Annotated in this window: 20 protein-coding genes; 1 reads left to right on the top strand and 19 read right to left on the bottom strand. The window is 43.0% G+C overall.

Annotated elements, in window-relative coordinates; translation table 11 throughout:
- Nucleotides 1-277 precede the first annotated feature (277 nt).
- The 4 genes from CVU62_14900 to CVU62_14885 form a co-directional block, all read right to left on the bottom strand.
- Nucleotides 278-1,474, bottom strand: a complete 1,197-nt coding sequence (locus CVU62_14900) for a hypothetical protein (GenBank protein ID PKN36440.1) — start codon at nt 1,472-1,474, stop codon at nt 278-280.
- Between the two features lie 112 nt (nt 1,475-1,586).
- Nucleotides 1,587-2,435 (bottom strand): MoxR family ATPase, encoded by an 849-nt coding sequence (locus CVU62_14895; protein PKN36439.1) that lies wholly within the window; start codon nt 2,433-2,435, stop codon nt 1,587-1,589.
- Between the two features lie 379 nt (nt 2,436-2,814).
- A complete protein-coding gene (locus tag CVU62_14890) occupies nt 2,815-4,716 on the bottom strand; it encodes a hypothetical protein (protein PKN36438.1) in 1,902 nt (633 codons plus the stop codon).
- A gap of 60 nt (nt 4,717-4,776) precedes the next feature.
- Nucleotides 4,777-4,974, bottom strand: coding sequence for a hypothetical protein (locus CVU62_14885; protein PKN36437.1), 198 nt, complete (start codon nt 4,972-4,974; stop codon nt 4,777-4,779).
- Between the two features lie 94 nt (nt 4,975-5,068).
- On the opposite strand from CVU62_14885, the gene CVU62_14880 reads away from it, so the two are divergent.
- A complete protein-coding gene (locus CVU62_14880; GenBank protein ID PKN36436.1) occupies nt 5,069-5,800 on the top strand; it encodes a glycosyl transferase in 732 nt (243 codons plus the stop codon).
- 87 nt (nt 5,801-5,887) lie between these two features.
- Here the strand turns inward: CVU62_14880 and CVU62_14875 are convergent, their stop codons facing one another.
- The 15 genes from CVU62_14875 to CVU62_14805 form a co-directional block, all read right to left on the bottom strand.
- Nucleotides 5,888-6,415, bottom strand: coding sequence for a hypothetical protein (locus tag CVU62_14875; protein PKN36435.1), 528 nt, complete (start codon nt 6,413-6,415; stop codon nt 5,888-5,890).
- Nucleotides 6,416-6,548: 133 nt separating this feature from the next.
- Nucleotides 6,549-7,589, bottom strand: a complete 1,041-nt coding sequence (locus CVU62_14870) for a hypothetical protein (protein ID PKN36434.1) — start codon at nt 7,587-7,589, stop codon at nt 6,549-6,551.
- A 133-nt stretch (nt 7,590-7,722) separates the two neighbouring features.
- Entirely contained in the window at nt 7,723-7,989 is a 267-nt protein-coding gene (locus tag CVU62_14865) for a hypothetical protein (GenBank protein ID PKN36433.1), read from the bottom strand.
- A gap of 227 nt (nt 7,990-8,216) precedes the next feature.
- Nucleotides 8,217-8,930 (bottom strand): hypothetical protein, encoded by a 714-nt coding sequence (locus tag CVU62_14860; GenBank protein ID PKN36473.1) that lies wholly within the window; start codon nt 8,928-8,930, stop codon nt 8,217-8,219.
- 11 nt (nt 8,931-8,941) lie between these two features.
- Nucleotides 8,942-10,210 (bottom strand): acyl-CoA dehydrogenase, encoded by a 1,269-nt coding sequence (locus CVU62_14855; GenBank protein PKN36432.1) that lies wholly within the window; start codon nt 10,208-10,210, stop codon nt 8,942-8,944.
- Nucleotides 10,211-10,439: 229 nt separating this feature from the next.
- Nucleotides 10,440-10,889, bottom strand: a complete 450-nt coding sequence (locus tag CVU62_14850) for a hypothetical protein (protein PKN36431.1) — start codon at nt 10,887-10,889, stop codon at nt 10,440-10,442.
- 367 nt (nt 10,890-11,256) lie between these two features.
- On the bottom strand, nt 11,257-11,784 hold the full coding sequence (locus tag CVU62_14845; GenBank protein ID PKN36430.1) for a hypothetical protein: 528 nt from the start codon (nt 11,782-11,784) through the stop codon (nt 11,257-11,259).
- Nucleotides 11,785-11,928: 144 nt separating this feature from the next.
- A complete protein-coding gene (locus tag CVU62_14840; GenBank protein ID PKN36429.1) occupies nt 11,929-12,540 on the bottom strand; it encodes a hypothetical protein in 612 nt (203 codons plus the stop codon).
- Nucleotides 12,537-13,379: a hypothetical protein gene (locus tag CVU62_14835; protein PKN36428.1), complete on the bottom strand. Its 843-nt coding sequence runs from the start codon at nt 13,377-13,379 to the stop codon at nt 12,537-12,539. Before CVU62_14835 ends, CVU62_14840 begins: the two co-directional genes overlap by 4 nt.
- Nucleotides 13,380-13,418: 39 nt before the next feature.
- Complete coding sequence (locus tag CVU62_14830; protein PKN36427.1) at nt 13,419-14,450, bottom strand: enoyl-CoA hydratase/isomerase family protein; 1,032 nt, start codon at nt 14,448-14,450, stop codon at nt 13,419-13,421.
- A 74-nt stretch (nt 14,451-14,524) separates the two neighbouring features.
- A complete protein-coding gene (locus tag CVU62_14825) occupies nt 14,525-15,715 on the bottom strand; it encodes an NADH:flavin oxidoreductase (protein PKN36426.1) in 1,191 nt (396 codons plus the stop codon).
- Nucleotides 15,716-15,719: 4 nt separating this feature from the next.
- Nucleotides 15,720-17,033, bottom strand: coding sequence for a hypothetical protein (locus CVU62_14820; protein PKN36425.1), 1,314 nt, complete (start codon nt 17,031-17,033; stop codon nt 15,720-15,722).
- A 16-nt stretch (nt 17,034-17,049) separates the two neighbouring features.
- Nucleotides 17,050-18,090: a hypothetical protein gene (locus CVU62_14815; protein ID PKN36424.1), complete on the bottom strand. Its 1,041-nt coding sequence runs from the start codon at nt 18,088-18,090 to the stop codon at nt 17,050-17,052.
- 139 nt (nt 18,091-18,229) lie between these two features.
- Complete coding sequence (locus CVU62_14810) at nt 18,230-18,997, bottom strand: 2-hydroxyglutaryl-CoA dehydratase (GenBank protein PKN36423.1); 768 nt, start codon at nt 18,995-18,997, stop codon at nt 18,230-18,232.
- 317 nt (nt 18,998-19,314) lie between these two features.
- Nucleotides 19,315-20,352, bottom strand: coding sequence for a hypothetical protein (locus CVU62_14805; GenBank protein ID PKN36422.1), 1,038 nt, complete (start codon nt 20,350-20,352; stop codon nt 19,315-19,317).
- Between the last annotated feature and the right edge of the window lie 273 nt (nt 20,353-20,625).

The following is a 20,625-nucleotide window of genomic DNA, read 5'->3' as shown; positions in this document are numbered from 1 at the left end:
ACTAAGCTTATTGTATAGTCATTCTTTAATTTCGACTCGCAGTAAATCTTGTATGTCAAGGAAATTGACTTCAAATGAGGAATCTATAGCACAGAGGAAGGAGGTTTCTTATACCAAGTCGCCATCAAATAATAACAGTAGTACGGGTCTTCAGACCCTTTAAACACGCGAACCTAAAGGTTCGGACTACATTGATTCGTTATCTTTTGAATGCGACTTGGTATTATAATGACGATTATTCGCCATCATAATTTTTCAGGCAAAATATTTTTCGCCACTACTTCTTTGTTGATGTAAGATATTGTACCGCTTTTTCCAGTCCATCGAGGGTCAGTTCGAACATGGGAAAAATCTTCCCGATCATGTCCGTTGTTCTGGAAAACTCCCATTCCCTAGGTGTCATGGGATTTAACCAGACACAACGGTGGAATGTCCTGGCCAGAAATCGCAGACGCTCTATGCTGGAGCCGGTTGGTCTGGCATCCACGTAAATAGCACCATTGGGATGCTCCAGTTCATAAGGGGCCATGTTGGCATCTCCCACAATGATCAGACGGGTTTCCGGGTCCCGGCGAACGAAATCGTCAACCTGTTCCGGTTTAGATTGACGCTGAGGGTCGGCCCAGACACGGCTGTAGATGGTGTTGTGGAAAAAGTAAATTTTCAGATCTTTGAATTGGGAACTGGCATAGTGAAAAAGAGTCTGGACAACATCGATGTATGGATCCATGGACCAGCCTCCGTTATCAATCATGAGAATGACCTTCAGGCGATCCGCCAGACGGCGATCGAAGATGATCTCGATTTCACCGGCATTACGCATGGTTTCATAAACGGTTTTATCAATATTAACAATATCACGGGGACCAGTTGGAGCCATCCGCCGCAGTCTTTTCATGGCTTCGCCCATTTGAAACTGAGTCAATGGGCCCTCCTGGGAGTAATCCCGGTAACGCCGCTCGAGTGCGACCTTGATGGCCGAATGGTTCTTCGATTCTCCGCCAACACGCATCCCTCCGGGATGAATTCCTGAGTGCCCCGTAGGCGACGTGCCCCCTGTTCCAATCCATTTGCTGCCGCCATGATGAGCTTCGGTTTGTTCCTGGAGACGATCCAGAAAATACTTAATCAGTTCTTCCGGCGTCATATTCTTCAGAGTCTCTTTATCTATACCCAGAGCGTCAGCAATTTCTTGCGGATTTTTCAGCCACTCATCGAGCAGAGATCTGGCGATTTCCGTTAACTCGACTGCCGTCGGCTCTTCGAAAGAAACTCCCTGAAAATGGTTAGCAAATGTCCGGTCGTAAATATCAAAATATTTCTCGCTTTTTACAAGAATAGTCCGGGCCGCCGTATAAAAATCATCGAGCGAATGCACAAGCCCCAAATTCATGGCCTTTTGCAAACGCAGGAAAGACGTTGGTGTAACGGGAATGCCCCGCTCTTTCAAGGTATAAAAAAAATCGACAAACACAACTTATATCCATTAACTATCAAACATTAAATAGTTGATTGACCTGGTATAATTCTAAGTAAGCTTTTAATAATTTATATTCTAATGTTGGAAAGCAACTTAGCATAAAACCTCAACCGCGAGTTCTGACCTGCTGGTTTGCCTGATAAAGGTCGGCGCTTTTTTTGAAGAGAATTCCCATAAAGGGAACCCTTCCCTGCTTGAGCGTTCTGGGCTTAAAATCCGGATCGTTTTTCAAGGCGCGAATCCAGTTAATTAATTCCCGCGTGGCCGGTTTCTTTTCAATTCCCCGCACTTCCCGGAGACGGTAAAATGTATTGATGCAGATGTCCACCATTTCTTCGTCTAAGTTTGGGAAATGAACATCCACGATCAGGCGCATCATGTCGGGATGAGGAAAGGCTATGTGATGAAAATTGCAGCGTCCGAGGAATGGGTCGGATAGATCCTTCTTGGCATTGGAAGTAATGATAATAACTGGACGGTGCTTGGCTTTGACGGTTTTGTCAATCTCAATAATATCGAACTGCATCTGATCGAGGACATCCAGCATATCATCCTGAAAATCAGTATCGGCCTTGTCGATTTCGTCGATCAGAAGGATAGTCTTATTATCCGCCGTAAAAGCCTGACCGATCTTACCCATTTTAATATAGGCCTCAATATCGCTCACATCCCGCTTGGAATCGCCGAAACGGCTGTCATTGAGACGCGTCAGAGTATCATACTGATAAAGGGCTTCGATAAGCTTCATGCTGGATTTGACATTTAAAATAATGAGGGGCATTTGCAGGCTCTCTGCAATGGCATGGGCCAGCATGGTTTTTCCTGTGCCCGGTTCTCCCTTAAGCAGAAGAGGCATTTCCAAAACCATGGAAACATTTACGATTTCAGCCAGTTCATCATCTAAAACATATTTGGATGCACCGCGGAAATGAGAATTTTTCTTTTCTGAAGACATAATCAACTCCTTTTGTTTTTCAAGCACATAAGCGTCTGGCAGAGATTAATTAGAGGCCTTTGCAAAATTGCATAAAACAGTAATTATGTTATATTGGCGCAGGCCGGTATCCAGTATTATTAATTACTTCCTAGATTCCGGTCTTCGCCGGAATGACGAATAAAGAAGTTTTGCAAATGTATTAAATTTATAAATTCAAGCAGGGTAATTCCTATCCGATCATACCGGAAAATGCCAGTCATTTTTACGCTGAACATTTCTCTTTGAACATCACAACCGATGCGCTGTCATCTTTTTCCCTGCAGTTTCTTCCCTCAGATCATTGCCTACGGAAGGCTCCGGAAAAACAATTAATTGAGGTCCAGTTTTCACCATTGTTTTATCGAGGAATCGGAGAATTATCTTCATCATAAAATGATTCGATATATATTAAAGTCTGCAATTCTTCCTGCGCCTTCTTTTGATCTTTTATTCTATAAAGATCAACAAGTCTTTTCCTCGGCAATATCTCACCGGAGTTGATGGAGAGTGATTTTTCATAGGCGGTAATCGCGGCGTCCGGATTTTTCCTGTCTGTGAAAAAATCGCCCAATAATTGATACTTCTGAGCGGCGGCAAAGGAATCATCTTGAATTTTTTCAAGATAGGCATTCCCCTCCTGAATTAATCCTTTGCGATAGTACCGGCCGGCTAAAGACAGATTTGCAAAAGCAGAGAAAGGCTTATTCATTTCGGAAGACTTTTTCCAATATAATATTGCCTCGTTATTGTATCCTTTTGAGGATAGTATAATAGCATGTGTATTATAATATGCCGTCATATCATCTGTTGCTCTGACGGGCAGAAACGCAACTATCAGGAAAATGACGCAAAACGCTGCGTGTTTTGCTAACAATTTATATAATTTTTTGTTAAAGTTATCATAAAGTTGCGCAATCCCTAACGCGGCAAAAGGAATCAACACAGCCATCATCGGCAGGCGATACCGGCCATTGGTAAAAAATATAATAAGAGTTGCGCCATAGATTAACAATACCGTGATTAGCGCTCTTGCACGTTTATTTTTCCAACTGGTCAGCATACCTAACATGGACAGAGGGAAAATAATCCAGAAACCCGGAAATGGTATTTTAAAGAATTTCGCGAAATTGCTTACAAATTCTATATCGTAATGATCACAGGCTTCAAAACTGTTGACGAGGACGAGAATTTTTTGCCCTACCTTGCCCGCAAAGACCGCAGGATTGGAAACGGCTTGCTTTATCGTTTCCGCCGTCCAATAATCCGATGCTTCCTTAGACGTCAACTTCTTTCCAACTCTCTTACTGGCCTCAATTGTAAACTGGATTCCTTGTTCAAAAGGCGAAGAGTAAGCAAAAGGAACAGGACGGTAATAAGGATCGGGATTGTTAATATTGTTGCCGAGGAAAAGATTAAAACCGGACTGGGTGGTGGTGAGTGAAAATTTTCCGGCAACCGCATAATTTCTAATCACAAAAGGAGAGACGGCAACAGATATACCGACCACATAAGCGGCTGCAAATATAGAAAGATGCTTCCATGATAGTTTATCCCTGTAATCATACCATAGAATAAGAAGGATGATGACAGGAACGAGCAAGACTGCGTTAGGCCTTACATTTAATAACATCCCGACAACTAAACCGAGGAATCCAATTCTTATAATATTGCCGGTTCCCTTTGTATTTTTTTCTTTCTGAGCGGAATTGTCCTGACTTATAACTTTTATGAGCAGGTAACACATCAAGGCAAATAATAACAGCGCCAGAGATTCTTTAAGCGGTACAATGCTATAGAAAATAAAAGGTTTGTATATACAGGCAATGACGCAGGCAAGAATGGCCACCCTTCTGTTGATCAATTCCTTGCTTATAAGATAAACAATAAAGCAGGTAATAGTTCCACATACGATGTTCAATATTCGAATATAAAATACATCCGGCGAAAATATCCGGTAAATTAAAGCCATGATATAAGCCGGCAGAGGAGCAAATTCATATACGGATTTCGAATGAAAGGTGCCCGCGGCGATTTTTCCCGCCCAATTATGATATATCCGCTCATCCCAGAGGAGAAAATCGGTATAGATTGTCGTTGAAAGATTCATCAAGGCGAAAATTCGAATTATGAGACCGCAAGCTATAATGGTGAATAAGAAAAATTCGAGACCTGCTATTTTATTGTCAAAGAAATGCTTTTCAGATGAGTCGCTTTTCTGACCGGACATTTTTTTATTTTTGTCTTTTTTCATCTTTGCCATATATTTTCTTCCTAATCATGTAAGAAATAGAAAAGTGGTTTTTGTTTGTCAAGATATATCTCATAAAAGTATATTTAAAATTGTATTTTTCGTGGTTGATTTTTTGCTGCTTTTATCATTAAAGATTATTTGACTGATCTCAAAAAATATTAAGTCACGGGTATGAAACCCCAAAGCAAGCTTCGGGGTTTCATATCCTCCGCTTTGCGGGATTGTTCCCAATCCAGATTTATCGAGATTGGATAATTCGACTAACAAACTTTAATACGCTTCGCTTATAAAGTTTGAGTCTCATTACAACTTACCAATTCCGCGGTGCTTCGCTTTCGAAATTGTAGTTTCACGAATAAATATGATAAAAAATAATTATAAAAAATTATCTATCTTGATTCCTGCATATGACGAGCAGGCAACTGTGGTTCAGTTATTGGACAAAGTAAAATCTGCTGAAACATTTCTGGAAAAGGAAATCATTGTCATAGACAACAATTCCAAGGATAACACAAACAGGTTAGTGTCCGATTGGATAGTCAGGAATAAAGATGTCAGCACAAAACTGCTGGTCGAGAAAATTCCGGGTAAAGGTGCTGCAATAAGATCAGGTCTTAAAGCTGCGCAAGGAGATATTTTAATAATACAAGACGCCGATCTTGAGTACGATCCAATTGATTACAATGAGTTATTAAAACCGATTATTGAAGGTAAAACCAAGGTGGTTTATGGCAACCGCCTAGGTTTGAAAGGAAATAAGACAGCCCATTTATCTTTTTACATCGGTGGCCGGACGATGACCATCATGGGAACTTTCATATTGGGGAAAAATGTAAAAGACATCAATACCTGTTACAAGGTGTGGGCCGCGGAGTTAACCAGAGATGTAGAGTTCAAAGAGAATGGATTTGCGTTTGACTTTGCCGAAATAACTCCATTTTTCATTAAAACGCTAAAAAAAGACAAAATGGAAATAATGACTGTACCCATTCACTATTACCCGAGAACCATTAACCAAGGCAAAAAGGTACAGTGGATGGATGGGGTCTACGGCATCTGGGCCATGTTGAAGTATAAATTCAAAAATTTTTAATTTGTCGATTGTTTGTCTGATTAGGCAAATAAAAAAGCCCCGATTTTTTGGCCCGGGACTTTTTATGTGTTTAAATCTTACCGGTAATTATTTCTGCGAATCGTAAATTTTAATGACCTTATCGGTTATGTCCAAACCGTCTTTGCCGGCCAGAACGGCTTTTTTGTCCAGAATGAGCGAATAATTTTCACTCTTCATGAGTTTATTCAGAATCTGCTGAATGTTGGTAAAAATCTTATTGGAAAGATCGATATCTTTCTTTTGTAATTCCTTATTCATTTCGTTTTCCATGACCTTCATTTCTTTGAATTCCCTGGCCAGGCTGTCGCGTTTATCCTTCCAGGCGGATGATTTCTGGTCCAGTTTATTTAATTCCTTATCCAGAGCGGCAACTTTATCGCTTTTAACTTTTAAGGTAGCTTTTTTAGCATCGAGTTCCTTAGTGAAAATCGCCCGAGCGCTTTTTGCAGCCTTGGAGTCTTTCATTATTTTACTAATATCGACAATACCGATTTTAAGAGCTGGCTCTGCCGCTAAACTGACAACACTCATGTCAAACATTAAAGCAACGACAAAAACCAACGATACTACAAACCATTTATTTTTTCTTTTCATGAAACATCCCCCTTATTAATTGTGGAATAGCAGTTTATTCTGCGGCAATGCGCATAACGTTCCCTGTTTTTTTACGTTGTAGTTTGATTAAAATAAAAAAAAGCTTTTTGCCAAGAATATACTGGTAAAAATTTTATTTTTCTTTCACCCTTTCCGTAACTTCCAGCAGGCCTTTTACTATATTTAAAGAAATTTTCCCCTCTCTTTGCAGAATCTGAATATTCGTATAAACTTCAGAAATGGAAAGAAATATCTCCAGCGGAAGCTTTGTGCCCCCAATTTCCGGGAAAAGACTTCTGGCTATTCTGTATACATTTTTTTCTCCGGACCGGATTATTGACATTATTTTCCCCTGTCTTTCAGCAAAAGCCTTCTCGTAACCATCGATGATTTTGTCAATATCGGAGACAGCCTTTCCATGAGCGGAATATATCATCGCCGGCGAAAGTTTTCTTATCCTGGCAAGTGATTCATAAAATTCAGCCTGACTCAGCCTTACCGGCAGCCTTTTGTGTTCATCAAGCATCATAAAAGCGTTCGGTGTAACGTGTTCAATAATCGTATCTCCGCAAAAAAGGACTTTCTCCTTTTCCAGAAAAACGCAAACAGAACCTTTGGAATGGCCGGGGGTTTCTATAATTTTCCCGCGATATTTCCCGAGCTCGATTTCGTCTCCATCGCGCATGACAATATCAACCTTGCAATTGTCAGACATGGTTCTGAACATTAAGAAAAAAAATCCCAGCATAATTCCGATAGGCAGGGGAACACCCGTCAGTTTGAGAAAATTCGTATATCTGCCAAGGGAAACTTCCATGCCTTTTTCAATAGCAAGAATGTCTTCCGCGTGTGCGGTCACTTTTGCTCCGCCGGCTTTGACGATTTTCTTTGCGGCACCGTAGTGATCAAGATGACCGTGCGTAACTATTATACTTTCGATATCCGAAAAGCGGATACCGTGTTCGCCCAGTGCCTTTTTAAGAAGATCGGCCGTTTGCTTCATACCCGTGTCTATTAATGTAATTTTCCCACCTTTAAAAAGATAAGCGTTAACAGGTCCCGGCTTATAGCCTGAAAGGGGAAGCTTTATGCTGTAAACATCCGGCAGGATTTCCGTGCTGTACTTGTATTCTTTTTTCAACTTCTCTACTTCTCCAAAACAACTTCCGCGGATTTAACAGTTCCGACGAATTCAATATTCTGTAAACTTGATTTTTGATATTAAATAAAATATTGCTTCTTAGAAAGGCGGTCGCTCCCACCTTATTGGATCAAGAGCGCCGCCTAATTGCTCGTGAAAAATATTATTATTTCTTTTTGGCTTCCTTTGCTTCAACCGTTACCGCTTTCATCGTGTATTCAATGGTGACTTTGGAACCGACTTTCAGATCGCCTGTTACCTTGGTTGCTGCATCACGGCCCATCTGCCATTTGTCCTTGCCCTTCTGAATAACAATCATATCCGAACTGACCTCCAGAACCGGCCCTGTTACCTGATAAGTTTTTGGTCCAGCGGCAAATGCAACCACCGCCACAAAAAGGAATGCACATGCAAAAATCAAAATCTTTTTCATAAAAAAGTCTCCTTCATTTTTAAGTTAGAATCAAATAACGATTATTTAACAATAATATAATCCTGCGATTGAAAGTTGATTTCTACCAGAGTCATCAAAGCTTGTCAAAGCTAATTCCAAGGTAAAAAACGGTTCATCAACAAAACATTACATGGTTAATTTGTTGATTTCATTGCAATAATAAAAATATTGGGTGCCAGTTACATCCACTCCCATATGCGGAGGGTTTAATACCCGTGGTTGTAGTGCTGCAAAACCGCTTTCAACAATGAGGTGCTGTGCCGTAATTGAATGTATGCCTCCTGCTTCGTCATATCTCTTTTTTCCGCACGTAGTTTATAGCCCAGTTTGCGGCTGATGTTGGCAATTCGCGCAATTTCGCGGGCAAGATCGGCTTCAATATTTTTATCACTTAAGGTTATGGGATATATGTATCTGGAAATTTTTTCGGTATCATTCAAAATAGTATTTTCTACTATGCCGTCATTGGCGTTATGGTGTTCCCGATTGAAGTCGTCGTAAGCGATGTTATGCAGAGGCATCGAAAGATCGCTGATGTAATGAGCGCAATAAACAAGATGATACAAGGCGTATTCACCAGCCTGAAGATCTTTTTCGTACGCTCTCAACGATGCAATTATCGCCCCCAAAATATGTCCATCCGTATCAAACAATTTACTTCTTTTGTTATAATGCCCAATTTGATCGAAAACCATTTGCGGCGTGACCTCGGCTTCAGCAGAATTGTTAAACCAGTGATTGTAGGCTTCCATATTGCCCGCCTTGATTTTGGCAATATCCGGTCCCGCGCAGTGATACCACATATCAGACCCCGTCGCTTTACAGATTGCAAGGTGAGTATGATCATGCCAGGCAAACACCTGCGTTGCAAACGACAAAGCAAATAAAACTAATGTTATTTTAAACTTTATTTGTTTCATTTCGAAAAAATTTACCACCCTTTATTCCACATATCATCATCGTCATAGATTTTCTCTTCTTCGCAGGCTTCCTGTGCGTCTTGTTCGAAATCGCGGGTATCTTGCTTTGCTTTTTGCATCAAATATTCACGGTACCATTCATGAGCGGTGATCATGGACATGACTTCGCTGGTGCCTGTCCAGATGGAAGCCAGACGAACATCACGATAGATTCGTTCTATGGGAAAAACATTGGTATAGGCGATTCCGCCCATCACCTGCATGGAATTATGAACAACTTTCTGACACGATTCGGTAATAAACTTTTTGCTCTGCGATACCATGCGCCGTATCCGGTGCATATCCGCGCCATCATCCACTGCCCGCGCTGTAACATAAGCCATGGCACGTGCAGCATCCAGCAGCATCGCGGCTTCGGCAATCTGAAAGCTCACGCCTTCGAATTGCGCAATTACCTGGCCAAACGCTTTTCGTCTGGATGTATAATTAGTGGCAATTTCCAGAGCGGGACGGGCAGCGCCGATGGTCATGGAGGCTGTTCCCAAACGCTCCGGTATCATCATAGTATTAAAAACAGCGTAGGCACCCTGAACCTTTCCCACCACATTCTCTTTGGGAACTTTCACATTGCGAAATATAATACGACCGGTTCCGCCACCACGACATCCCATCAAACCATATAAATATTTAACTTCTATGCCTTCGGTTCGATCAACAATAAAGCAGGTAATAGCTTCCTGCGGTTTGGCTTCGGGATGAGTTTTGGCATAGACGAGAAAAAAGTCCGCTCCTTCGGCACCGACAATAAACCGTTTTTGACCGTTTAAAAGATAATGATCGCCTTTATCCTCAGCTTTGGTTGTCGCACCGAAGAAATCAGAACCGCCGCGCGGTTCGGTCAGACACTCCGCCGCAAAAATTTCTCCCTTCAAGAGAGGCTTTACATATTTTTCTTTTTGCTGATCAGTACCGTGCTGTATAATCGCGTCACAGACGAGTTCCGCGCCTACTCCGAAAACACAAGCCATTTCATAACCCAGAGTTCCCACCTCTTCCATCAGCATACACGTGGTCACCCAATCCATATCACGGCCGCCCCATTTTTTCGGATAACGGCACCCCAGTAAATTTCGCCTGCCGGCTTCCTGCAAAAATTCCTTCGGAAATTTGATCTTATCCGTATCCATATCCAGAATCATCTGACGGGGCACCCATTTAACCAGATCCCTTGCCTCATCCCTTATCTTGATTTGCTCTTTGGTCATCATGTAATCGAACATAACTTTCTCCTTCTATGTTTTATCTTTTAATTTTAAGAATTATACAAAACAGCAACCGAACAAGAAGAAACATCTGGGAATACGAATTTGAAGCTTTTTGACAGTTGTGACATTGTTTTTTATTATCCCGCCGGACAGGGCAATTGATCATCTTTAATTATGTATTATGTTTTTTTAACTAGTAAGTCAGCCAAGAAGAGACTTAACTCTTTATCTCTTCGAATTCTTCCTACTTTCCTTTTTTAATTTTATCAAAGCATTCCTTTAGTTTGGTCTTTGCTTTATTTTGTTCTTCGATTCTTTTGCGTTTTATCTGTTCAAACTCATTCATTGCTTTTGTGCGCTTTTCCAATGCTTCCTGAGTTGCTTTGCCGTGAATAGCCAATTTAGATGATTCTAATTTTTCTATCTGGGTAGTGTATCTTTGGATTTCTGTTTTTTTGTCAGCAAGGAGCGGCCCATATTTATCGTTTATACAATCAATCTCCTTATTATAATCTTGTTGGCATTTCCATTTCTCGGCAGAAATTGCCGGATTCGCAATCGAACCACCATCATCAAAAGGATTATTCGCCCCGTAAACCGATGTCCCCGAAAAAATCATCACACAGCATGCTAATAATAAAGTCAAGATAACACCACTGGTTCCCATAAGTTTTTTAATCAGATTCAAACACATTTTGATTCTCCTTCTCAGTACAATGTACATTTTCCCCTCCAATATTCGTTATTCATTTTGATTCATATATCTGCAGGAAGATCATGGAATCAAATCTCCTCTTGGCTTATAAAAAAATACAAGTGCAGAGGCAGTTTTAGTTATTCAAATCGGTAACAGGTATGAATACCCCCGCCAGGCGGGATCGTTCCCAATCCCGACACATCGGGATTGGATAATTCGACTAACAAACTTTAATGCGCCTATAGTGACCTTTAGGTTATTCGCTTTTAAAGTTTGAGTTTCATTACAACTTACCAATTCCACTGCGCTGTGCTTGCGTAATTGGAGTCTCACAATAATACATAAAGGAAATTGAGTAAAGCAGTTATGTGTGTTCCAGTTCTACACGCGTTGATTCCAGAAACCGGCTCAAGAAATTAAAATAGCTGACGCAGAGAATAAGTTCCGTCGCCCCCTGCGCTCCATAGCGCTCGAGCACTTTTGCAAGGGCATCGTCACTGAGCCGGACATCCCGGCTGATTTCATCCGCTACACGACAGAGGAGATTGCCTTCTTCATCAAGAGATGTAACCGGTTCCTCGGTACGAATGATTTCTATTTCTTCATCGCTTATTTTGAAGTGCTTACCAACCGCTACGTGATGTGTCCATTCGTAAACGGAGTGCGTCATCTGCGCGACTCTGAGCACGGCAATCTCGCGTTTGCGGGGATCGAACGAGCTATAAAACAAAACGGATTGCGCAAAATCAACCAGAGCTTTGGTGCTGGCGGGAGCATTGGCCGCCATGCGCATGACATTCATGGGAAATGCTTCCACTACTGCTCTGACTTCTGGAGCCAGACTATCCATTTCCGGCAGGGGAATACGGGGATTCATATAATTTTCTTTCATTCAATATAATCTCCTTTTATTTCATTTTGCATTCAAGATGATCCCGAGAAGGCAGTAAAGGGGGCAACGCAGGTGTACTTTTTATGTACTCCGAGGAGTACCCCGACGCTGCCGACAAAGGTAGCGCTTGAATGAAAATTGAAATCAGAATGATAAACTCCTTTTGCCAATGATCTTTTCCAATCGCCCTAGAGGATGAACAATACCAGCCGACAACTTTATGGGAAACCCCATCAATTTCATATCGATAAATTCAAAGATTATACCTGCTTCTGCTCGCGTGTCCATATACGCAAAATCCGTAACCAGCGAAAACGATTTTATTCTTCCTCTCACCCACGTCGGGCAACCGATTTCTTCAAGACTTCGAGCCTGCTTGTCAACATCAGATGAATGAAAGCCCAGATGCTGTATTACCATTCTTCCTCGATTATCCACACATGATTTATAGAAATCGGAGCCGATGCCCGACTCCAGCAGTTCGAGTTCGAATCCTTTATAATAGGCTATACCTACCTTGCCCTGAAATTTTTCTGATTTCCCGTGTTCGCGCCATAAATCAAGCGTGTCCGAGGCAATGAAAAAAGGACCGAACCCCTTGCCTTCAAGTTCGGCTGCGGCATCCTCGACATCCGGCACGACAATGCCAAGTTGAAAAATATCAGGAATTTTATATTTATCGCGGAAATCTTTCGCGATCGCGTTAACGGCCTGGGCAAAATCGCCAGCCTTTAGTAGATCGTCTAAATATATCATGCTTTCATCCCGGCATATTTCTTTGCCATACGTTTGGCTACAATCGCAGTAATGTTAACCGATGTTTGAGGAAAGAACCTCATAAACAGATCCAGAATCTTCGCATCGTATCCAATCATTACCCTTTGCTGATTTCGTTTGATTCCGTTGATGATAACTCTCGCGGCTTGTTCCGCGGTGGTGCGAAACACCTCTTTGTCATACAGCTCGGCTGCCTGTTTACTGGAAATCGAGTAATATGTTTTATTGACCTTGGTATTTTTAGCGATATTCGTTTTAATCCCTCCCGGATGAACACAACTGACGCCTATGTTGGTTCCCTTCATCTCCTGAATCAGAGTTTCAGTGTATCCCCTGACCGCGTATTTTGATGCTGAATAGGGTCCGTTATTCGGATTCGACACTATTCCGTTGATGCTCGATATATTAACTATGTGGCCTTCGGGCCTTTTGCGCAGATACGGAAGAAACGCCATTGTGCCGTATACGACCCCCCAGAAATTTATGCCCATGAGCCATTCAAAGTCCTCAATCGGCACAGTCTCCAGAAAATCGCCGAGAGCTACTCCGGCATTGTTAATTATGATATCGATTCCGCCGTGACGCTCTTCGGCCTCTTTCGCGAATCTGATTACCTGATCCTGCCTGGACACATCCACAATATGAGTTGAAATCTTAACACCTTTGCCAATTAATTTTTCCGTTTCTTTAAGACCAGCCGCATTGACATCTGATATAGCCAAATGGCAGGACTCGTCAGCCAGTCCCAGAGCCAACATTCTGCCAATGCCGGAGCCCGCTCCTGTTATTGCTGCAACTTTGTTTTTTAAATTTTTCATTATGTGCCCCTGAATTTAAATTTTTATAAAATCTCCACCTCAATGTTTGAAGGTGTAGAGTTTTCCCTCTTCCAAATGCTTCACCGTTTCCTGCACAATTCTATTGATATCCCCGGTTGTGGTATTTTTACCGACAGCGGGAATAACATTTCTATCCAGATAGTTGATATAGGCCTGCATGGCTTCGATTGTTTCCTTATTATCCAGGCAGCGGAGGCTTTGTTCCATCTCAATGCTCAATCCGTGCCTTAAGGTTGTTTCCATACCGTCATGGACACATTTTTTAATCGCGTCCACGGCCGTCATGGGGCGCTTGCTCATCAGGTCGGCAAATTCCTGCACGCGTTTTTTAAACTCTGCCTTATCGAAAAATCCCGTGATTAAACCGATGCGCTGGGCTTCCCCGGCATTCATCTGATTGCCACGCAGCATGAACTCGAGCGCCTTGGCTCTGCCGATCAGCCGCGGAAGTCTCTGCGAAGAGCCGCCGCCGGGCACTATGTTTATCAGCACCTCCGGTTGTCCGAGTGTGAATCCCTGGTCACCCACCATCAAGCGGAAATCGAAACATGCAGAAAGTTCGGTGCCACCACCGTTGCAATTACCGTTGATAGCCGCAATTGTAATTTTGTTGAGCCGCTCAATCGCAAAGTAAACTCTCTGCATGATAAACCACAGATAAAGACTTGAAGAATAACCGCTCATGAATTTGGCTAATTTCAGCATCAACGTTTCGTACCATCCGAAACAATCCATCAGCCAGTTGGTGGATGTAGTTACATATTTAAAAATGGCGCCTGTTATTTTTGATTTTACGAAAAGATTGAGAAGTAATTTTTTATTATCTGTTGATAAAGTGAGTAATTCGGGAATCGAGAAGTGCATGATGTAAATATCTTCCAAGCCGCCGGTCAGAATGAAAACTCTGACGGAATCATCCCGGGATACCTGCTTGACCAGATCAAACAGTTCTTCAAGCATGGCCACGGTCAAAAAATTTACCGGCGGATTTTTTATTTCAACCCAAAGAGTTGATTTTTCACGCCGTGTTTTCAAGTATTTATATTCCATTCTTCCCCTCCCCATACAAAGTTATAGAATGCTTTGATTTAATGTGTGATAATCAACCTCTGACTCCGGACTTCTTACGCCGGCAGTTTACCATAATAACATCGGAGAGGATTATTCACCACCCCGAACATACAGTAGCAGCAGTCGATGCATTTTGAATTGTCCTGTTTTCCTTCTTTGAATTTTTTCACCAGATTAGGTTCAATGATAAAAGGCCTGCACATGGCAACGTAGTCAGCTTTATTTTTGTTGATGATGGAATTGATGTCGTTGATGTTTCTTATCCCTCCGACAGCAATAACCGGAATGTCTACTTTCTTTTTGATTTTTTCAGCCGCAGCAACGTTGTAATTATAAATCGGGTCATATCTTTTTACAAAAAGAGGCATTATTCTTCTCAGCACTCTTTTCATTATTTCAGAGTTTATTTTTATTGGAAGCATATTGGCTATTATCGAGTCAGACGGTAATTTTTCTGCCCTGATAGTGTTCAGTCCGTCGTTTGCTCCGCTCGATACTTCCAGTGCGTCAATTCCGGCTTTTTGAAACATAACCGCGATGCGCAATGCTTCATCCATGCTGATGCCATTTTTTAAATAATCATAGGCACTGAACTTGGCCAGTATCGGATAGTTGCCGACACGCTGCCTTGCGCCTTTCATTATCTCGGCGATTATCCTGAAGCTGTTTTCCGTTGAGCCTCCCCATTTGTCTTTTCTCCTGTTCAGCCCGCCTGATAAAAATTCAGAAAGAAGGTATCCGTGAGCCGCATGGAGTTGCACTCCCGAGAATCCTGCCTTTTTCGCTCTTTCAATAGCGCTTATGAAGCAATCGATTACGTCAATAATATTTTCTTCTGAAAGAACCTGTGAAAATTTATTTGTCAGAGAATAAAATTTTATCGATGGCGCAAGGTTAAAGCCGCCGGACGCAATTTTATCGCATTGTCCGCCTCCGTGCGCAAGCTGGGCGATAACCGGTACGCCATATTCTTTTAGCTTATCATTTATTTGTTTATAATCATCAATTAAATCATCCCTGTCGAGCATACACATTCGGGAAGTGGTTCTTCCCTTTTTCTGAACACCGATTAGCCCCGTTATTATCGCGCCGACCTCACCTTTGGCCAGTTTTAAATACAGATCTGACAGCTTCTTAGTGGGCCTTCCTTCCTGATCGGAAAGACCTTCAAATGTTGCAGAACGGAATATTTTATTATTAAATTCGATGCCGGCGATTGTGCTTTTTGTAAAGACTTCTGTCATTTATTTACCCTTTTTTCTTCTTCTTATACTCCTCCATCAACTCCACAAATCCGTCGATGCGCGTATTCATCGGCCCTTCGGAGTAGGCGCGCGGGTCACAGTGATCGGTATTCATCATCAGCACGGGAATGCCCCAGCGTTTCTGGAGCGCGTCCTGCAAATCATACAGGCCCGTACTGCTCGGCCGGCAGCTCTGATTGGCATGCATGATTATTCCATCGAGGTCATATTCCATGATGAGGTTGCTAAAATATTCGATCCTTCTATCGAGATTCAAGGTGAAGGGAATAATGATATGGTCCCTGGCCATAGCCCGTAAGGTTTCCTTCAACGTGTGCTTCGGCTTGCTGCGTCCGGCGAATGAATATGTATAAGGATCCATAACAACACGGGCGCCTTTATCCGCCAGCACCTTCTTATACAGATCAACATTGTACCAGAGGGTAATACCTTCCCAAAGAACACGGTACTTTTCCCTGCCGGATTCAATCACCTTCTTTTCGCCATAGCGTTTCTGCGCCACGCGCAACTGTTTTGAGTAATACCTTATGGCGTCCTTCTGATTCCATTGAGTAACCATCGGCAGCATAAAACAGCGCACCCATTCGAAATAATGGTTGGCAGGGAATCTTTTTCTGTATTCATAAAGTTCCTTGAATATCCTGCATATCTCGTGCGAGTTGTTTACGTATTCAAAGAACTTCTTCTCATTGAATTTCTTGCCGGTTTGTTCTTCGAGGAATTTAATCAAATCCCATAATTGTTGTTCGATGTAATCGATGTACTCCTCGATTCGCGCTTCGCTCTCGCCAGCCACAAGATTCGGAACATCCAGCGCAAAATGAGGCTTCCCGTGAATCCGGGCCTCACTTTCAAACCATTTCAGGTGAGTGTCGCAAACCATGTTGGCCGAGAAATAGGCATCCGCCGGTCTGTGTCCGCCGAAGTCTTCGGGCCAATCCATGCGCGAGGCGCCGATGCTGGTCTTCATATAACTGCACAGATCGCGGTTGTAGCCCAGGCTCTCGGCATATTCAATGGGTCGTACAGTGCATCCGGCCGCGCCGGTGAGCGCTGCGTAAGCTTCCGGGTAACCGGGGAAATATCCCATGGCTGCCGGAATTTCGCTGGGAAAACCTGCGCTGGATACACCGAACCTCGTAAACTTCCATGGTCTGAGTTTCCACATCTTTGTATGATTGATATACTGCATCATGATCTGAAACATGCGTGGTGTCAGGGGCTGATTGAGATATCCCTTGATGCCCTGCGCGAATAGTTTCGGGTTTTGAGCGATGAAACGGGCCAATCTTATCATAACAGTCCTCCCGATCTCATTGGGTTACTATTTCTCTGAAGCTCTCCAGACGGCTCACGAGCTGCTGATCGATGTTGGGAGTATAGTCCCTTTCGATGACGATCAGTCTGTGGCCATCCTTTTTGAGCTCGCCGGAAATATACGGCAGATCAAGACCGTGCGGTTCGCAGAATTTCAGTATCTGATAGACGATCCCCTGGACCTTTGTTTCCGCAAGGCACTTACGCAGGTGGTTCAGCCTTGCTTCAAAGGGAATCTTTGTGGGAGGCTGAGGTATGCGTGAATTATATTCAGTCAGAGCCTTGACTGGATCACCGGATTCCGAAATCGTTTCGGTGAAATATCTCTCGCCCAACGACATGTCGTCGCGCACAGCTCTCAATCCGGCCGCCTCGAATACCTGCATAATTTCGGGATAAGTGATGTCTGAGCCGGTCAGTAGCACCGGTACTTTATCGGCTGGAAAAGCGGGCAGTTCCTTCCACGCCTTAAGTGTTGCCTCCAAATCTTTTATCAGTTCGTCCTTATCAATCTGCACGCATTTGCGGGTGATTGCATGGTAATCCGCGTTCGGTATGTCCTTCACGCACCGCAGAGATGCCAGTTGCCGCATCAGGCTTTTTACTTTGTTCGATTTTTTTATGGCTTCTTTCAGATTATCGTCGGTGATTTTAAGTGAGAATTTTTTTTCGAGGTTGTCGATGAAACGCCGTAATTCATGCTCATGATAGACTCTGGACGTTTTGTCATTTTTTGCCGGTGTATTGATCCAGTAGAGAAAATCAGTTTTTACATGGTACTTCCAGATATCATACTGATTATTGGTGGTGTCGCATCCGTGACAGAAAGCAATACCCACCCACTCCTGCGAGTGCTCCATGCCGTAGGTAAGGCAGGAGCGCGAAAACGGGCAGATGTAATTATGAATATAACGGTCGGCCGGGTCGGTGGGCACGCTCACATCGCCCAGAATCTTATACGGTGTGAACCCGGCAGCCATGACGATTTCTTCCGGGAATTCATGTCCGGTATCGTAATACGCGAACTTCTTCATCATTTACCCCCAAAATTGATTCTCTAGAAATCAATAATAATACTAAAAAAGTTTGTCGTTCCTGCAAAAAAAACTGTGTCATAATGTCCCCTGCTGGCGGAGGACAGGGAATGACAGTTTCTTGTTCTACGTAATTGGCCATCTATTTTTTATCGCCCAGTATCGCCGCACCGATAGCTCCGCAAATCTGCGCATGTTCCGGAACATCGATATTCATTCCGATTTTTTTCTCCAGAGCCTGTCTCATGCCGATATTCTTCGACACCCCGCCGGTCATAACAATCGGATTGACTACTCCAGAGCGGTTCATCATGGACATCATCCTGGAGGCTATGGAGTCATGAATGCCCGAAATGATGTTCTCTCTGCTTTCGCCCTTGGCAATCAGCGAGATGACTTCCGATTCCGCAAATACCGTGCACATGCTGCTGATGGTAACCGAATTTTTCGCCTTCTTCGACATGTCGGCAAAATCTTTGATTTCCACATGCAGAGCGCGCGCCATCACCTCGAGGAATCGTCCTGTCCCGGCGGCACACTTGTCGTTCATCACAAAATCGGCAACACTGCCATTATCGTCCATCTTAATGAACTTGCTGTCCTGCCCGCCGATGTCAATGACGGATTTAACTTTGGGATAAAAATACTTTGCTCCAGCCGCGTGGCAGGTGATTTCGGTAATTTTCTTCTGAGCGGCATCAACAATATTCCTGCCATATCCGGTGGAAATAATACAGCCTATGTCTTTTTCCTTTTTACCGGTACTTTGGAGCATCTTGGCGTAAATGTCGCGCCAGGCCTTGTCCATGTCGTAGCCGCTTAAAGCCACGTCCGTGTGCAAAAGCTTGCCGCTATCCATCATGGCTATCTTCGTGGTTATGGAACCGATATCTATTCCAACAGTCAGCATGCGGCATCCTCCTGGTTTTCCCGAAGCAACACTACAACTAAAGAAAATCGTGGGGAATAATTTTGATGATGCAAGGTACATTAGAGAGGCAAAAGTGTCAATGAGATGAACGGACATTTATATTGATAAAAACGGCCACCGATTATTGATTATTCTTATTTAACAATGACATATATGAATAATGAAAAGCAAAAGGTAAAGGGTGCCCCTCTCCGTTTCACTTCGGGGATAGTTCGCCTCACGCTTCAATCATCGTTTCACTCGATTTCAGCTTGGCTCACTAAATGGTGAAAAGTAAAAAAATCAAAACGGCTGTATCAAGATGCTTTTTTGCGGTAATTCGCAGGCGTTTTGCCTGTCCATGTTTTGAAGGCGTGATAAAAACTGGCCACATCGCTATAGCCAAGCATGGATGCGATTTTTTCCATGGAACAATCGCTCGCTGCAATCAGCTCCAGCGCCTTTTGTTTGCGGATTTCCGAGAGGATATCCTTGTACGAAGTTCCCTCCGCCGTTAGTTTGCGACGGATAGTACGTTCCGGCATGTTGATGCGATGAGCCAGTTGATCGAGAGTCGGGAAATTGCCTTCCACAAATAAAAGCTCATGCCGGATTTTATCTTTGACTGTCGCGTTCTCGTTGAGACGTTCACACAATTGGCGACATTCCTGTTCCAGAACTTTTTTAGTCAGGGAATTGGCATGTCTGAGTGGTTTTTTAAGAAGCGTGGCATCGAACATCATCAAATGTTCGGGAGCGTTAAAAACTACAGGGCAATGAAATATTTCTTTATACCTGGCAGCATAATCCGGCGCGGGAAATGCCACACGTATTTCGTTAAAAATATGCACATCATCAGTAATCATGGAACACATGGTATAAAGTGAAACAATTTCGGTCTCAAAAATATAAAGGCGAAAATCGTTCAGACTCGCCAACTCTTTCATGCGGACGCAACCCTTTTTACCATCAACCGTTAAATCGTACTGAAAATATGAAGATGTCAGGTCAATGTATGTGATCATCATTTTAAGGGCATCAAGCGCCGTTTCACAGCACATCGCCGCCATACCCAGCTTACCTTTGGAAATCAAATGGTGATGAGGCCCTAAATCCAGACCGCTTATATGAGCGGGAGCAAGTTGCGCCAGCTTGCGGCCAATCATAATTTCCTGTGCCGTCGTGATAATGCGATGGGGATCATCCAGATCGCTCATTTTTATGCCGCTTCCGGCAAGAATATCTTTGGGATTAATCCCATATTCACAAGCCGCGTGCACAAACACAGCTATGTTATTGATCGGACGCCAAACACTCAAAGAGCCTTTGGATCTTATGTGGAGTTTTTCACTCATTCATCGTCATACCGGTGTAGGCCGGTACCCAGTATTATTTAATAAATCTATCTTACAATGTTTTTCGGATTTAGGGAATAGTAATCAGACTCGACGACTATCGGTAGCGTTAGACGAATTAGTGAGTGCCAAGTTTCAGAAGAGTAGCGCACTGAAATTTGTTGGACGTAATGAGACTCAAAATTCAGGAACAATTGGAATTCCTTTGTTCCTTCACAAGCCGCTAACATGAGCTAAGTAAAGACTTAGCACTGGCTTATCAGGGCAGAATAT

This window comes from Deltaproteobacteria bacterium HGW-Deltaproteobacteria-2 (assembly GCA_002840505.1).
Taxonomy (GTDB): domain Bacteria; phylum Desulfobacterota; class Syntrophia; order Syntrophales; family Smithellaceae; genus Smithella.
This window is presented reverse-complemented; position numbering and strand designations above follow the sequence as displayed.

Coding starts and splice junctions, on each gene's coding strand:
- CVU62_14895 (PKN36439.1), bottom strand. CDS start 2,435: ATGTCTTCAGAAAAGAAAAATTCTCATTTCCGCGGTGCATCCAAATAT.
- CVU62_14890 (PKN36438.1), bottom strand. CDS start 4,716: ATGGCAAAGATGAAAAAAGACAAAAATAAAAAAATGTCCGGTCAGAAA.
- CVU62_14880 (PKN36436.1), top strand. CDS start 5,069: ATGATAAAAAATAATTATAAAAAATTATCTATCTTGATTCCTGCATAT.
- CVU62_14875 (PKN36435.1), bottom strand. CDS start 6,415: ATGAAAAGAAAAAATAAATGGTTTGTAGTATCGTTGGTTTTTGTCGTT.
- CVU62_14865 (PKN36433.1), bottom strand. CDS start 7,989: ATGAAAAAGATTTTGATTTTTGCATGTGCATTCCTTTTTGTGGCGGTG.
- CVU62_14860 (PKN36473.1), bottom strand. CDS start 8,930: ATGAAACAAATAAAGTTTAAAATAACATTAGTTTTATTTGCTTTGTCG.
- CVU62_14855 (PKN36432.1), bottom strand. CDS start 10,210: ATGTTCGATTACATGATGACCAAAGAGCAAATCAAGATAAGGGATGAG.
- CVU62_14850 (PKN36431.1), bottom strand. CDS start 10,889: ATGTGTTTGAATCTGATTAAAAAACTTATGGGAACCAGTGGTGTTATC.
- CVU62_14845 (PKN36430.1), bottom strand. CDS start 11,784: ATGAAAGAAAATTATATGAATCCCCGTATTCCCCTGCCGGAAATGGAT.
- CVU62_14840 (PKN36429.1), bottom strand. CDS start 12,540: ATGATATATTTAGACGATCTACTAAAGGCTGGCGATTTTGCCCAGGCC.
- CVU62_14835 (PKN36428.1), bottom strand. CDS start 13,379: ATGAAAAATTTAAAAAACAAAGTTGCAGCAATAACAGGAGCGGGCTCC.
- CVU62_14830 (PKN36427.1), bottom strand. CDS start 14,450: ATGGAATATAAATACTTGAAAACACGGCGTGAAAAATCAACTCTTTGG.
- CVU62_14825 (PKN36426.1), bottom strand. CDS start 15,715: ATGACAGAAGTCTTTACAAAAAGCACAATCGCCGGCATCGAATTTAAT.
- CVU62_14820 (PKN36425.1), bottom strand. CDS start 17,033: ATGATAAGATTGGCCCGTTTCATCGCTCAAAACCCGAAACTATTCGCG.
- CVU62_14815 (PKN36424.1), bottom strand. CDS start 18,090: ATGATGAAGAAGTTCGCGTATTACGATACCGGACATGAATTCCCGGAA.
- CVU62_14810 (PKN36423.1), bottom strand. CDS start 18,997: ATGCTGACTGTTGGAATAGATATCGGTTCCATAACCACGAAGATAGCC.
- CVU62_14805 (PKN36422.1), bottom strand. CDS start 20,352: ATGAGTGAAAAACTCCACATAAGATCCAAAGGCTCTTTGAGTGTTTGG.